Here is a 15,277-nt window from a genome sequence, read left to right as displayed (position 1 = left end):
ACAACTCATGGGGATTAGCCCATGAGCATTTGGTTTTAACTATGAATTAGTTTGGGCTTATAGTAATCGAAAGATTACTCGTCGTCACCTTTTTTACCGCCAGCTTGGAATTTAGAAATGATGCCTTCAGCCACGTTACGTGGAGTTTCAGCATATTTAGCAAATTCCATAGAGTAAGTTGCACGACCTTGAGACATAGAACGCATATGAGTTGCGTAACCAAACATCTCAGCAAGTGGAACTTCAGCACGGATTGCTTTAGTACCACCAGGAAGATCGTCCATACCTTGAACCATACCACGACGACGGTTTAAGTCACCCATGATATCGCCCATGTAGTCTTCTGGAGTTTCTACTTCAACTTTCATGATAGGCTCAAGAAGGATAGGATCCGCTTTCATGAAACCATCACGGAAGGCATAAGAACCCGCCATTTTGAACGATAATTCGTCAGAATCGACATCATGGTAAGAACCATCGAATAAAGTCGCTTTAATGCCAACTACTGGGTAGCCAGCCAAAACGCCATTCTTCATACGTTCTTGAATACCTTTGTCAACTGCGCCGAAGAATTCTTTAGGTACAACACCACCTACAACTTCTTCAACGAATTCGTAATCTTTTTCTGATTCTGGATCCATTGGCTCTAAACGTACATATACGTGACCAAATTTACCTTTACCACCAGTTTGACGAACGAATTTACCTTCTTGCTCAACAGACTTTTTGATCGTTTCACGGTAAGAAACCATTGGTTTACCAATGTTTGCTTCAACACCGAATTCACGCTTCATACGGTCAACAATGATGTCAAGGTGAAGCTCACCCATACCAGCAATAATTGTTTGACCTGACTCTTCGTCAGTACGTACGCGGAATGATGGATCTTCTTTCGCCAAACGACCTAAAGCAACTGACATTTTTTCTTGGTCAGCTTTAGTTTTAGGTTCAACTGCAAGTGCAATTACTGGCTCAGGGAATTCCATACGCTCTAGTGTGATTACGTGGTTTTCATCACATAAAGTATCACCAGTAGTAGTATCTTTAAGACCTACACACGCAGCGATATCACCAGCACGGATTTCTTCGATATCTTTACGGTCGTTAGCATGCATCTGTACGATACGGCCAACACGCTCACGCTTCATTTTAACTGGGTTATAACACGGGCTACCCGCTTTAAGAACACCAGAATAAACACGAACGAATGTTAAGTTACCAACGAACTTATCGTTCATGATTTTGAACGCAAGTGCAGAGAAAGGAGCTTCATCAGACGCTTCACGAGAACCTTCAGATTCTTCTTTATCGTCTAAGATACCTTTAATTGCTTCAACGTCAGTTGGCGCAGGTAAGAATTCAATAACAGCATCCAACATACGTTGAACACCTTTGTTTTTGAATGCAGAACCACAAAGCATCGGTTGGATTTCATTCAACAAAGTACGTGAACGAATACCAAATACGATTTCTTCTTTAGTTAACTCACCTTCTTCAAGGTACTTGTCCATGAGCTCTTCTGATGCTTCTGCAGCAGCTTCGATCATGTTAGTACGCCATTCGTTAGCAGTATCAACTAAGTCAGCAGGAATGTCGCCATATTCGAATTGCATACCTTGAGATGCTTCATCCCAAATGATTGCTTTCATTTCGATTAGGTCAACAACACCTTGGAAGTTTTCTTCTGCACCAATTGGAACAACGATTGGCACTGGATTACCGCCAAGACGTGTTTTAACTTGTTCAACAGCACGGAAGAAGTTAGCGCCAGTACGGTCCATTTTGTTAACGAACGCAATACGTGGAACTTTATATTTATTAGCTTGACGCCATACAGTTTCAGACTGAGGTTGTACACCACCTACAGCACAGTAAACCATGCACGCACCGTCAAGAACACGCATAGAACGCTCAACTTCAATCGTGAAGTCAACGTGTCCCGGTGTGTCAATTACGTTAATACGGTGTTGTTCGAACTGGTTGCCCATACCTTTCCAGAAGCATGTTACAGCTGCTGAGGTAATAGTAATACCACGTTCTTGCTCTTGTTCCATCCAGTCAGTTGTAGCTGAACCTTCGTGAGTTTCACCTAACTTGTGGCTCTCACCTGTGTAGAACAAAATACGTTCAGACGTAGTTGTTTTACCAGCATCAATGTGCGCTGAGATACCAATGTTACGGTAACGAGAAATTGGGGTTTGACGAGCCATGATTTCTTGCATTCCTAAATTTTGTTGTTTAAAACAGGACGCTTTAAGTTGCTAGCAACTTAAAGCGTTTTAATGACAAATAGGTGACAACCAACCTGTCAACTTCCTGATTAGGGCCTGTTTTATTTGCTTAGAAACGGTAGTGAGAGAATGCTTTGTTGGCTTCAGCCATACGATGCACGTCTTCACGTTTTTTAACCGCTGCGCCTTTACCTTCAGATGCATCAAGCAACTCACCAGCAAGACGTAAAGCCATAGTTTTTTCAGAACGCTTAGCAGCAGCATCTACTAACCAACGCATAGCCAAGGCAGTACGACGGGATGGGCGTACTTCCATAGGAACTTGGTATGTAGCACCACCAACACGGCGTGCTTTTACTTCGACCATAGGACGAACTTTTTCAAGAGTAGTCTCAAAAAATTCAACTGGGTCTACTTTTGATTTTTCTTGAACGCGGTCTAAAGCACCGTAAACGATACTTTCAGCAATAGATTTTTTACCATCTTGCATTACGTGGTTCATGAATTTAGCGATTGTTTGGCTGCTGAACTTAGGATCCGGAAGGATTTCTCGAGCAGCGACTACGCGACGTCTTGGCATTTTAAACTACCTATAAATATGACACTTCAGGTTTATCCAGCATGAGTACAAAGTGTCATGTACAATTCGCTGGCCTTACTACACGTCGCTTGAATTTCACAAAATTAAATGCAGAAATCAGACAAGCGAGACGATAAAGGATTGCGGTATTACGTTCTTAAAATCTAATTCTTTACGAATTATTTCTTAGGACGTTTAGTACCGTATTTAGAACGAGACTGGTTACGATCTTTAACACCAGCGCAGTCTAATGAACCACGAACGGTATGGTAACGCACACCTGGTAAATCTTTAACACGACCACCACGGATAAGAACAACACTGTGCTCTTGTAGGTTATGGCCTTCACCACCGATGTAGCTAGAAACTTCAAAACCTGAAGTTAAGCGAACACGGCAAACTTTACGCATTGCTGAGTTAGGTTTTTTAGGTGTAGTTGTGTAAACACGTGTACAAACACCACGACGTTGTGGACAAGCCTTCAACGCAGGAACTTTTGATTTTTCAATCAAAGTTGTACGACCCTTACGGATCAACTGATTTGTTGTTGCCATTTGGCAATTCTCCCGTTAATTAAAAGCCCCAAAAAATACTACTTTTTGAGGGCATGCAATTGTATGTCATGTTAATGAAATGGTCAATATTCGGCTACATACCAAATATCGACTATTTCTACATTTAAGCAACTTTTGACTTGTTATTTAAACAGATACAATTCGGCCTGATTCTTTGAATTTTTTGTAACCTGATTTTCTCTTACTATTTATGGCTTTTCTTTAGCGACTTTTGCTGTTGATTGACTCACAACAGGGCGCTTTCTTTGTTGTGCCGTTTTAACCGGTGCTCTTTTTTTCACATCTGTTGCAAAACCTTCTGAACCTATCATCTTATTTTGTGGAGTTTTTCGAACAGCGACCTTCTTTACAGGTGTCTGCATTACAGACTCACCTACCAATTCATCTTTATTTTTTAATTCAACTTCTTCAATATCTTTAACGCTAGCATCAACATTAGCTTTAATTTGATCTATTAATTTAGGTTTAATTTGAGCAACCAAAGCCAAAGACTTTTCATATGCTTCTAATGGAGATAAAGCTGAATCTTTTTGCTCTAACAAATATGCACGCGCTTGAGCAAACACAATTTGCGCTTTTTCATTTACCTCTTCAACAAGCTTCCAACTGTACATTGCACCAACAGATGCACTTGCAATAGGTGCAAGTTTAGTCAACATTGAAAATTTCGGAATGCTATTCAACCATTGCCACTTAGCATCACCTTCTTCATTGGTAAGCCATCGCTTTAATGCTTCAATATCGTTACTTGAACCCACAAGCTTTTGTAGTTGATGTACATCATGTGTTTCTAATGTATTTGAAATGGCTTTTATCGCCATCAAAATAGCTTGTTTTTCTGCAATTAAGCCTAAATCAATTTGTTTGAAAATATATTGAACAATTTCTTGCTCAGTTTCTTTATTTAGCTCGAAGCCATAAGAACGTCCAACTTGATAAATCGTTCTTAAAGACATAACTATAGATACTGGAATATCAACAGCAGAACCAATTACACCCGTTGCACCTGTTACAGCACCTTGCACTGATGCAATCCATTTATTTTGTTCTGCCAAAGCACGACTTATTCTTTCTGAACGGCTGACATCTCGTGTTAATTCTTCTAAATGTTGTACGCCTGCTTCATCCAATACAGCATCTACAGAACTTATATTATTGGTAAATGTATTAAGTTGATCGAATAGATAATCTGAAACTTTATCTGAGAACTGAGGAGCGACAAAATTTGCAACACGATCTACTGTTCCGTAATGCTTTCCAAACAATTGTCTTGAAACCTGAGGCACATGAGTACGTAATAATTGTTGTGGATTTTCATATATATTTGCCTCAAACATACTTTTGGTTCGAGCTGAACCCTCTATAACGTTTGATTTATCTAAAGCTAAGTTTTGTTTAGAAATATCATTGGAGGTTGCTTGTTGAATTATATCAATACCAACTTCACTGAGCTTTTTAGCCACTCCAAAAGCATTTGTGAGGAATCCTCTTGATCGTTTATTATCAGAATCGTTCATACTTCCTCACACTCCCAATTATTCGGTTTATTAAGTAAATACTAGGCTTAGTCTAAGTTTATCTCAATATTATTGTGCATCTTTTACTTAAATATACACATATAAGCTTAATCATCAAACAACCCAATAATAGGCATAATATTTGCCATAAGAATTCAAAATTCTTTCTGCTATTATGATCCCATTGAAAATATATTGAGAAGAGCTTCTACAAAGAACTCATACCTCAACATTGTCACCATATAAAGGATCTGTAGATGAAACGTGTTGTAATCACTGGTATGGGTATTAACTCATGCATTGGTAATACATTAGAAGAAGTGAACCACTCTTTACAAAATGGGATTTCAGGAACACGTCTTAATCCAGTCTACCAAGAATTAAACTTCAAAAGCCATGTAAGTGCTGCTGCAGCTCAAGATTTTGATGGTATTGATCGTCGTTTAAAACGCTTCATGGGCGTATGTGCAATGTATGCATATAACTCTGCTCTTGCTGCGGTTGAACAAGCAGGTTTAACTGCTGAACAACTTGGTGGTAATCCTCGTTATGGTATTGCTGGTGGTTCAGGTGGTGGCTCTACTGCTTCTGTAATTGAAATGAATGAGCTTTTAGAAACTAAAGGCGCACGCAAAGTTGGTCCTTTCTTTGTTCCACGTAACATGACCAACACAATTACAGCGAACGTTGGCGTAGCATTTAAACTACAAGGTGTTGCTCACACAATTACAAGTGCTTGTGCAACTTCTGCCGATGCAATTGGTTATGCATACAACCTGATTCAGTTAGGCAAACAAGATTTAATGCTTGCTGGTGGCGGTGAAGAAGATCACTGGTCACAAAGTTTATTGTTTGATGCAATGGGCGCACTTTGCTCTAAATATAACGATTCACCTGAAACAGCTTCTCGTCCATATTCTGCTGACCGTGACGGTTTCGTTATTGCTGGCGGTGGCGGTTTTGTTGTTCTTGAATCTTTAGAACATGCTCAAGCACGTGGTGCAAACATTCTTGCTGAAGTTGTTGGTTATGCAGCTAACTCTGATGGTGCAGATATGGTTGCGCCAAGCGGTGAAGGTGCAACACGTTGTATCCTTATGGCTTTAGAAGAAGCAAAACAACACGGCGTAGAAAAAATTGACTATGTAAACACACATGGTACTTCTACTCCTGCTGGCGATATCACAGAATTAAACGCAATGGGTCGTGCTTTTGGTGAAGGTAATGTTCCTCCGCTAAGCTCTACTAAGTCTATGACGGGTCACAGCTTAGGTGCTGCGGGCGTTCAAGAAGCAATCTATTCTATTCTTATGATGCAAAATGACTTTATTGCACCAAACATCAACGTGACTGAACTTGATGAAGGTACAAAAGGTTATGACATCGTACTTGAAAAACGCGAAGCAAAATTGAATACTGTAATGAGTAACAGTTTTGGCTTTGGCGGCGTAAATGCTTGCCTTATTTTCAAGAAGTGGGATGAATAATCCCTAAAAAGGATATTCAATGGATGCTCCTTCAGATGCTTTCTTATGGGTTAAAGCATTACATATAATTGCCGTGGTATGTTGGTTCGCAGCTTTGTTCTATCTGCCACGCTTATTTGTTTACCATGCAATGAGTGAGGATGTCGTAAGTCATCAACACTTTGAAGTCATGGAACGTAAGTTATACCGTGGCATTATGTGGCCTGCCATGATTGCAACACTCATCACAGCTCACTTTTTAGTGGATTGGGGTGATGCAAGAATGCATTATCACGAAGCATTGTGGTTTTACCTTAAAGTTGCTTTAGTTGGCTTACTGGTGATTTACCATTTAGTTTGTGGTTATTACCGTAAAAAACTCATCAACAACGCGCACTACAAATCACATAAGTTTTGGCGTTACTTCAATGAAATGCCAACTCTGATTTTGTTTGCAGTTGTTATTCTTGTTGTGGTTAAACCCATCTTCTAAAGTTTGCAAAAATTAAATATCATAAAAAAGCCTCCTAAATTGGAGGCTTTTTTACTTTTGCTTTAAATAAAGATTACGAATTTTATTATGTAATGGCCTAGAGTAGTATTTTAAAGTTAGACAGTTGATAAAAAAAAGAGACTTGTTCAATATCCCATCTTTAAACTTATTTAAGGTATTGCCCATTATTACTTAACACAGCCTTCCATCTCCAAATTAAATCAGCCTTCTTATACACAACAATAGTAAATACAAAAAAGCCATGAGCACTTAAATACTCATGGCTTTAAATTTAGCAATTTTGAATAATTACTGATCTAGTTTTTTAACACGTGGCATATAAAGAACTCTATATGTTACTGCTAAAATAACTAACCATAATGGACTAATAATTAAAGCTTTTAATGTATCTGGCTCTAAACTTAAAATAACCAAAGCAAATAACAAGAATGCCAATACAACATAAGACATTGCTACGCCGCCTGGCATTTTGAATTTTGATTTTTCATGTAGCTCAGGTTTTAACTTACGGTAGCGGATATAACACACCATAATTAAGCCCCAAATACTAATAAATAGAATTACACACAATGAACTTGCGAGTGTGAATGCTTCCATTGTATTGGGTACAAAATATTGGAACGCTGCGCCAATCATAATAAATGAGCAAGAGAAATATAAGCCTTTTGCTGGTACTGCACGTCTAGAAAGCTCTGCAAGCTTTTGAGGTGCCTGACCACCACGTGCCAAACCAAATAACATACGGCTTGTAGAAAATACACCACTATTCATAGATGACATTACAGATGAAAGTACAACCAAGTTCATAATAATGGCAGCAGTTGCAATACCAGCATGCAAGAACAGGCTTACAAATGGACTTTGATCTGCTGGAATTTCAACCCAAGGTGTAACTGCCATAATCATAAGCAACGACAGTACATAGAAAAGGATAATACGTGTTGGAATTGCATTTACCGCTTTTGGTAAGTTCTTTTCAGGGTCTTTAGTTTCCGCAGCCATTGTTCCAAGTAGTTCCACACCCACAAAGGCAAACATTGCAATTTGGAAACCCGCTAAGAAGCCCATTGCACCTTTAGGGAACATGCCGCCATGCGACCAAATATTACTAAAGCTTGCAACTGAACCTGTTGGCGCTTGGAAACCAGTGAATACCATGTATCCACCCACAAAAATTAAAGCAATAATGGCTAAAATTTTAATTAAAGCAAACCAAAATTCAATTTCACCAAATAATTTAACCGTTACAAGGTTAATTGCTAAAATGAAAACAACACAGGCAGCACTAATTAAAGCTTGCCCCATTGGGGTAAATACCATATCAGGTGGTAACCAAAAGCCTAAATAGTTAATAATTGCGGCTAAATCTGCAATACCAACAAGTACCCACCCTAACCAATACGACCAACCAATATAGTAACCAGCACCAGGGCCAATTAAATCGGTTGCCATATCAATGAAAGATTTATAGTGTAAATTTGAAAGTAAAATTTCACCTAAAGCACGCATTAAAAAGAAGAACATGAAACCAATAATCATGTAAATAAACAGAATAGATGGACCTGCAAGAGAAATTGTTTTCCCTGAACCCATAAATAATCCTGTTCCAATCGCACCACCAATCGCAATTAACTGTAAATGTCGATTCGATAATTTGCGTTGCAATTCATTTGGTGATGATTTTGTATCATCAAGACCTGTTGTTTTCATAATAAAACATCCATTTAACCGTCTTTTACAAAGCTAGATAACATACTTTGATTTAAGTCCTAAAACCAAACATTTATGTTATTTTTCACGTTTATTCATGAATCATTTTATGAATAAACGTGCGCATGATTCCTTATAAATAATTTTTCAAATTACTTAATTATGCTTGTGCTGCTGTCACTGCAATTTCAATTAACCAATTTGGATTAACCAAATCTGCCTGAATAGTTGCACGTGAAGGTGTTTCATGACCTTTTAACCAATCAATCCAAATTGAATTTACAGTTTGAAAATCACTTAAATTTTTCACAAATAATTGCGCAGACAAAATGCGTGTTTTATCTGTATTCGCAAGTGCCAATAATTCATCAATTGTGTTTAAAATTTCAGTCGTTTGACCCGCAACATCGTTATCTGTGTTTTTAGGTACTTGTCCAGACAAGTACACAACTTTGTTAAATACAACAACTGAACTCATTACTTCGTTTGTGTTAAATCTTTGAATATCTGATTGAGACATTTTTATTTCCTTTTATTGTGATTGCACAAAGTTCACACGTGCCGTCACAGCACACATCAACTCGTATCCAACTGTTCCTGAAGTTGTTGCAACTTCATCAATTGATAAAACAACGCCTTGGGACGAATATCCCCAAAGCACCACCTCACTTCCAATTTGAGCATTTTTTATAGATGTTAAATCGACAACAAGCATATCCATGCTGACACGCCCAATTGTTGTCGTTCGAATAGAATCTACCAATACAGGTGTTCCTGTTGGCGATATACGCTGATATCCATCAGCATAACCACACGCAACAACACCAATTTTCATGTCATGTTCAGCAACAAAGTTTGAGCCATATCCCACGCTATCGCCTGCTTTTATATTTTGTATAGCAATAATTTCGCTTCTTAAACTCATGGTTGGTTTAAGATTCCAATCCTGAATTGTATGCGTTGGATAATCTGGTGAACTGCCGTAAAGCATGATGCCACTACGAACATAATCCGACTGAAGATGATTTGAATGTCTTAATATTGCTGCGCTGTTGCTAATTGAGGTTTTACCCTCAAGCTTTTGAGTAATCGATTCAAAAATATCTTGTTGATATTTCACACCATCTTGCCCAAAACGTTCACCATCTGCATCTGAAAAATGCGTCATGTGGGTAATAGATTGGACAACGTTCAGCTTTGAAAGCCTTTGCCAAATGTGTGGATATTGCTCAGGTGTAAATCCTAAACGATTCATCCCACTGTTCATTTTTAAGAAAATATCGAATTTAGCTTCAGGGTTGAGCTGTGAAAATTGTTCAAGCCATTGAACTTGATGCTCGCTATGAATTGCGAAACTGATTTGATGTTTTTGGCAAAAGTACAAATCATCGAAAGCAAAAACACCTTCAAGCAAAAGCAGTTGACGCGTACATCCTAAAGCACGTAATCGCTTGCCTTCATCTAAATCAATAAATGCGAAACCATCTGCGGCTTGAAAAGCATGATAAACACGCTCAATACCATGCCCATAAGCATTTGCCTTAACAACAGCAAATACTTTGCTGTAAGGCATATTTTTGCGTGCAATATCTAAATTATGTTGCAATGCTTCATGATGAATAATTGCAGTAATTGGACGTGGCATTTTCTCTTCCTTGAGCGACCAAATAAACCTTATGCAACTGAATAGCGCTGTAGCGATAAGCCTTCTGTACTAATTTCAGGTGTTTTATTGAGCACTAAATCACTCATTAATTTTCCTGAACCACATGCCATCGTCCAACCTAATGTGCCGTGACCTGTATTAAGGAATAAATTTTTAAAGCGAGTTGCACCAATAATTGGTGTGCTATCTGGTGTCATTGGACGTAAACCTGTCCAGAAACTTGCATTTTCTAGGTCACCGCCTGGGAATAAATCTCGTGTCACCATTTCTAAAGTTCCACGACGATCTTCATTCAGGTTCAAGTTAAAACCACTCAGTTCCGCCATACCGCCAACACGAATACGCTCATCAAAACGTGTAATCGCAATTTTATAAGTTTCATCTAAAACTGTAGATTGCGGCGCAAAAGCAGAGTCAATAATTGGCACAGTTAACGAGTAACCTTTTACAGGGTATACAGGCAAATCTAAATCGAGCGGTTTTAAGAAATCACGTGAATAACTACCAAAGGCAAGTACGTATTTATCGGCAGTGAGTACTTCACCATTCACCAATACGCCTTTAATTTCATCGCCTTCTACAATGAGTTTTTCAACATTTGAATTAAATTGAAATTTCACACCTATCTCTTTTGCCTTATCTGCTAAAGAGTTTGTGAAAATATAACAGTCGCCTGTTTCATCGTTTGGTAGGTGTAAACCGCCTACTAATTTGTCTTTCGCTTGTGCAAGTGCAGGCTCTACACGTGCTAAACCTTCGCTATCTAATAATTCGAAAGCAACGCCTGTTTCTTTTAATACTTCAATATCTCGCTGAACAGCTTCTAACTGCGCTTCATTACGAAAAACTTGGAGCGTGCCTTTTGAACGGTTTTCATAAGAAATACCAATATCTTCTCGTAACTTTTTTAAGCAATCGCGGCTATATTCTGCAACACGAACCATACGCTCTTTGTTAATTGCATAACGATCGGCGCTACAATTTTTTAGCATTTGCGCCATCCATTGCAATTGCCACATGCTTCCATCAATATTAATAGCTAGTGGTGCATGATGTTGGAACATCCACTTCACGGCTTTAAAAGGAATTCCCGGAGCAGCCCACGGCGTCGAGTATCCAGGAGAAATTTGCCCTGCATTACCAAAGCTGGTTTCTTCTGCTGGTCCTGTTTGACGATCAAGCACAGTAACTTCTGCTCCTTGCTGCGCAAGATAGTACGCACTGGTCACACCAATAACACCACTACCTAAAACAATTACGCGCATTTCGAATCCCTCGAATATCTTTTAGTTGATTTAACTAGTATATTTTTGGTTAGATAGTTAAATTCACTGAATTAAAACCGTTTATCTAGGTAATTTAATATTTTTGTCCTGATTTTTTGAGAATAAAAGGAAATTATTCATGCGCCCCTTAGATAGAACTGATCGACAAATTTTAAATATTCTGCAAAAAGATGGACGAATTGCAATCAGCGAATTGGCATCTCGGGTAAATTTATCAACAACCCCATGTTCAGAACGTGTAAAACGCCTAGAGCGTGAAGGTATTATTATGGGATACCACGCACGCGTGAACCCACAACTCATTGATCGCAATTTATTGGTATTTTTAGAAATTAAGTTATCTGCAAAATCGGGCGATGTTTTCGATCAAGTGGCACGAGATTTAATTGAAATTCCTGAAGTTTTGGAATGTCACTTAATTTCAGGTGAGTTTGATTATCTGGTTAAAGCACGTTTAAAAGAAATGAGTGCTTATAGACGCTTATTAGGTGATTTATTGAAAAAGCTTCCTTCTTCAGCATCTTCACACAGTTATATTGTGATGGAAGAAGTTAAGGAAAGTTTATATTTAGAGATGAGCTAATTTTTTAGCCCATCTCAATAACAATAATATTAGTTAATTGCAGGTAAATGCTTCAGCACATCTGCAAATTGCTGAATACGAGCTTTAGGCTGTGCTCTATCCAACTCATCACTTGACCCATAACCATATTCGACTGCTATTGCTTCAATGCCATTTTTACGCGCGCCTAAAATGTCATATTCACGATCGCCAATCATTAAGCAATGTTCAGCATTCAAATTTTCTTGTTCCAAAATATAAGCAATAAGTTCAGCTTTATTGGTACGCTCGCCTGTTAATTCACTGCCGTAAATGACTTTAAAGTTTTGCGCTAAATTAAAATGTTCTAAAATTTGCTTGGCATAAATTGTTGGTTTTGCAGTTGCTACATATAAAGTATAGCCACACTCATTTAATGTTTTTAATGTTTCAGCAACTGTTGGATAAACCAAATTTTCAAATAAACCTGTTACAGAAAAACGTTCACGATATCCTAATAAAGCTTGTTCAGCTAAATCATTATCTACAGAAATATTTAAAATTTTAGCCAAAGATGCTTTTAATGGCGGGCCAATAATCCAATCAATATTTACGTCATCTGCAATAGGATGCCCAATTTTATTTAATCCATAACGTGCCGAAGTGGTAATACCTACTTTAGGGTCTGTTAAAGTTCCATCTAAATCTATTAATACTGTTTTAATCACGGAGCAAACTCTGCAAGGCTTGGGGTTTATACATTTTCGATATAAAAGACTATCGAGAGTTGAGTCAATTTTACCTATACTACCTCAAATTGAATCATTAAAGGATGAGCGCGTGCGCCCAACAGTACTTTGTTTTTCTGGATTAGACCCTTCTGGCGGTGCAGGCTTACAAGCAGATATTGAAGCTATTGGTCAAAGTGGCGCTCATGCTGCAATTGCATGTACAGCGTTAACCGTTCAAAACTCTCAACAAGTTTTTGGTTTTGAAGCAACATCAAAAGAGCTACTACTTGCTCAAGCCAATGCCATTGTAGGTGATTTACCAATTACGTGTATTAAATCTGGCATGTTAGGCACAACAGATAATATTGCTGCACTTGCAGAATTTTTAACTAAACACGAAGATTTTAAATATGTTTTAGATCCTGTTTTGGTTGCAAATAGCGGTGGCTCTTTGGGCGATCAAGCAACTTTAGTGAAAGCATTTGCACAACTTATTCCTTTAGCTACAGTTCTCACGCCAAATACTGTCGAGCTTAGAGCATTAACAGGCATAGAAGATTTAGAACAAGCAACAGCAAAACTTTTTGAAATGGGTGCATATGCCGTGTTGGTGAAAGGTGGACATGAAGATACACCCGATTACATTCGCAATGCTTTATATATTCAAGGTGAACTCATTTCTGAAACCAAATGCCCTCGTCTAGAAGGTGAATATCACGGTTCAGGATGTTCACTTGCTAGCTTTATTGCAGGACGTTTAGCATTAGGTGACGCATTAAAAGATGCGGTACATCATGCGGAAACGTGGTTATTTGGCGTACTTAAAAAAGCAGAAGTACCTGTTCCAAATGGTCAAAGAATTCCAAAACGTTTTTAATTTTCTACATCTTAGTAAAAAGCCTATTTAATTTAGGCTTTTTTATTGTCACTTCGGCAAATAAGTTCTCTTTCAAAATAAATATAAAATGATCTGAATGTTGTAACTTAACTTCAAATTGATATTATCGTTAAAAAAACCACTGACCAAATTGATTCAATATGCACAAACATCGCATCTTAATTTTACAAATTTACACTTGTGTCAAAAATGGTAAAACACAACCATATAGCAATATTATTCAACAACTTAAATAACCATATATTCGAGCTTTTGCTCTAATTTAAATATTTTCTATCTTTTCCGAATAAGATAAAAGTATAAAAACAATGTCATGTTCAGCCAATGACCTTGATAGTTTCGGCAATTTACCATGTACGAAATTGGCAAAAACAATCTTGTAAATTGCCAAATATATTTTTTTAATGTCATTTAGGTCAAATATACGTGAACGCAAAAGAGTCTGAAGTATTTAACGCGAGCCGAGATACCATTAGTATCCACTTTGTAAATGCTGCCCTGACTGGGGTAAAACGCCTAGGCATGGATGTAGAAACCTTGCTGTCTCACGTTGGCATTGAAGCAGAATTATTACGTCAACCTAAAGCACGTATATCTCCAGAACAATACACACGTTTTGTGAAAATGTTGTGGATGGTGACCCAAGACGAACATGTTGGTTTCGATCTACAACCACGTCGTTTAGGTTCATTTGCGATTATGTGTCAATTGATTATTCACGCAAAAACCTTAGGCGACGCACTTGAGCTTTCAACTCAATTCTATAAATTATTTGGTGATGAAGGCTGTGTAACTGTGGAGCGTGACAAACACGAAGCACGCCTTGTTCCACTCATTCCAAAAGAAAGTGACCCTTACCATTTCATTACAGAAAGTATGTTGATGATTTGGCATGGTCTTGCATCTTGGTTAATTGATCGTCGTATTCCATTAGAGCGCGTACATTTTGGTTATGAACGCCCGAATCATGCAGATGAATACGATGCATTATTCTTCGCTCCTGTTATGCAATTTGATACACCACGTACCGAAATTACCTTTGCGGCAGACTATTTAGATTTACCAATTCGTCAAACAGAAGAAACACTTGAAGAGTTTTTAAAAGCTGCGCCTGCACAACTTCTCGTGAAATTCAAAAATACCAATTCTTTAACTTCACGTATTCGTGATGTATTAAAGAGCCAAATTGGTGAAGAAATGCCAACATTGAATGATGTTGCATCGATGTTGTACTTATCTCCACAAACATTAAGACGTCGTTTAGCTGCTGAAGGCAAAAGCTATCAAGGTGTAAAAGACGCTTTACGCCGAGATGCCGCAATTCATTTATTGTTGAATCCTGCATTAACCCTTGAAGATGTTGCTCAACAAGTGGGCTTTAGTGAAACCAGTACATTCCACCGTGCATTTAAAAAATGGACAGGTGTAACCCCTGGCTTATACCGCCAACTTCACGGTTATCACTAATTTTTAAGAAAAAAAGCCCATGTTAATCATGGGCTTTTTTTTGCTTACAACTTTAATGACCCTATCGTTCTAAATATTGAAGTTCAAAAAATATC

Annotated in this window: 14 protein-coding genes; 5 read left to right on the top strand and 9 right to left on the bottom strand. The window is 38.0% G+C overall.

The genetic code is table 11. The annotated features are described in order from the left end of the window. Nucleotides 1-74: 74 nt before the first annotated feature. From fusA to SKM54_RS10330, 4 genes are all read right to left on the bottom strand, one after another. Entirely contained in the window at nucleotides 75-2,210 is a 2,136-nt protein-coding gene (gene fusA / locus SKM54_RS10345; RefSeq protein ID WP_321088562.1) for an elongation factor G, read from the bottom strand. 130 nt (nucleotides 2,211-2,340) lie between these two features. After that, nucleotides 2,341-2,811, bottom strand: a complete 471-nt coding sequence (gene rpsG / locus SKM54_RS10340; protein ID WP_004279240.1) for a 30S ribosomal protein S7 — start codon at nucleotides 2,809-2,811, stop codon at nucleotides 2,341-2,343. 179 nt (nucleotides 2,812-2,990) lie between these two features. Further along, a complete protein-coding gene (gene rpsL, locus SKM54_RS10335; RefSeq protein ID WP_004648013.1) occupies nucleotides 2,991-3,365 on the bottom strand; it encodes a 30S ribosomal protein S12 in 375 nt (124 codons plus the stop codon). A gap of 209 nt (nucleotides 3,366-3,574) precedes the next feature. Then, nucleotides 3,575-4,903: an EcsC family protein gene (locus SKM54_RS10330; RefSeq protein ID WP_321095293.1), complete on the bottom strand. Its 1,329-nt coding sequence runs from the start codon at nucleotides 4,901-4,903 to the stop codon at nucleotides 3,575-3,577. Nucleotides 4,904-5,160: 257 nt separating this feature from the next. On the opposite strand from SKM54_RS10330, the gene SKM54_RS10325 reads away from it, so the two are divergent. Further along, on the top strand, nucleotides 5,161-6,390 hold the full coding sequence (locus SKM54_RS10325) for a beta-ketoacyl synthase N-terminal-like domain-containing protein (protein WP_321090361.1): 1,230 nt from the start codon (nucleotides 5,161-5,163) through the stop codon (nucleotides 6,388-6,390). A 19-nt stretch (nucleotides 6,391-6,409) separates the two neighbouring features. Beyond that, nucleotides 6,410-6,862: a CopD family protein gene (locus SKM54_RS10320; protein WP_321095292.1), complete on the top strand. Its 453-nt coding sequence runs from the start codon at nucleotides 6,410-6,412 to the stop codon at nucleotides 6,860-6,862. Between the two features lie 309 nt (nucleotides 6,863-7,171). Here SKM54_RS10320 and SKM54_RS10315 read toward each other — a convergent pair whose 3' ends face one another. The 4 genes from SKM54_RS10315 to SKM54_RS10300 form a co-directional block, all read right to left on the bottom strand. Further along, the gene (locus tag SKM54_RS10315; protein WP_321088566.1) at nucleotides 7,172-8,593 is read right to left on the bottom strand and encodes an amino acid permease; all 1,422 of its coding nucleotides are present in this window, start codon (nucleotides 8,591-8,593) and stop codon (nucleotides 7,172-7,174) included. Nucleotides 8,594-8,753: 160 nt separating this feature from the next. Next, the gene (locus tag SKM54_RS10310; RefSeq protein WP_154772366.1) at nucleotides 8,754-9,113 is read right to left on the bottom strand and encodes a RidA family protein; all 360 of its coding nucleotides are present in this window, start codon (nucleotides 9,111-9,113) and stop codon (nucleotides 8,754-8,756) included. 12 nt (nucleotides 9,114-9,125) lie between these two features. Further along, nucleotides 9,126-10,238 (bottom strand): alanine racemase, encoded by a 1,113-nt coding sequence (gene alr, locus SKM54_RS10305; RefSeq protein ID WP_321095291.1) that lies wholly within the window; start codon nucleotides 10,236-10,238, stop codon nucleotides 9,126-9,128. A gap of 29 nt (nucleotides 10,239-10,267) precedes the next feature. Further along, complete coding sequence (locus tag SKM54_RS10300; protein ID WP_154772364.1) at nucleotides 10,268-11,524, bottom strand: D-amino acid dehydrogenase; 1,257 nt, start codon at nucleotides 11,522-11,524, stop codon at nucleotides 10,268-10,270. A 139-nt stretch (nucleotides 11,525-11,663) separates the two neighbouring features. On the opposite strand from SKM54_RS10300, the gene SKM54_RS10295 reads away from it, so the two are divergent. After that, nucleotides 11,664-12,128 (top strand): winged helix-turn-helix transcriptional regulator, encoded by a 465-nt coding sequence (locus tag SKM54_RS10295; RefSeq protein ID WP_311918271.1) that lies wholly within the window; start codon nucleotides 11,664-11,666, stop codon nucleotides 12,126-12,128. Between the two features lie 29 nt (nucleotides 12,129-12,157). On the opposite strand, the gene SKM54_RS10290 is transcribed toward SKM54_RS10295, so the two are convergent. Then, complete coding sequence (locus tag SKM54_RS10290) at nucleotides 12,158-12,814, bottom strand: HAD-IA family hydrolase (RefSeq protein WP_321095290.1); 657 nt, start codon at nucleotides 12,812-12,814, stop codon at nucleotides 12,158-12,160. A 112-nt stretch (nucleotides 12,815-12,926) separates the two neighbouring features. Between SKM54_RS10290 and SKM54_RS10285 the strand changes: the two genes are divergently transcribed. Together SKM54_RS10285 and SKM54_RS10280 are read left to right on the top strand one after the other, a co-directional pair. Next, nucleotides 12,927-13,694: a hydroxymethylpyrimidine/phosphomethylpyrimidine kinase gene (locus SKM54_RS10285; protein WP_321095289.1), complete on the top strand. Its 768-nt coding sequence runs from the start codon at nucleotides 12,927-12,929 to the stop codon at nucleotides 13,692-13,694. Nucleotides 13,695-14,141: 447 nt separating this feature from the next. After that, nucleotides 14,142-15,182, top strand: a complete 1,041-nt coding sequence (locus SKM54_RS10280) for an AraC family transcriptional regulator (RefSeq protein WP_321095288.1) — start codon at nucleotides 14,142-14,144, stop codon at nucleotides 15,180-15,182. The last annotated feature ends 95 nt before the right edge of the window (nucleotides 15,183-15,277 follow it).

The sequence above is a fragment of the Acinetobacter faecalis genome (assembly GCF_034187745.1).
Classification (GTDB): Bacteria; Pseudomonadota; Gammaproteobacteria; order Pseudomonadales; family Moraxellaceae; genus Acinetobacter; species Acinetobacter faecalis.
This window is presented reverse-complemented; position numbering and strand designations above follow the sequence as displayed.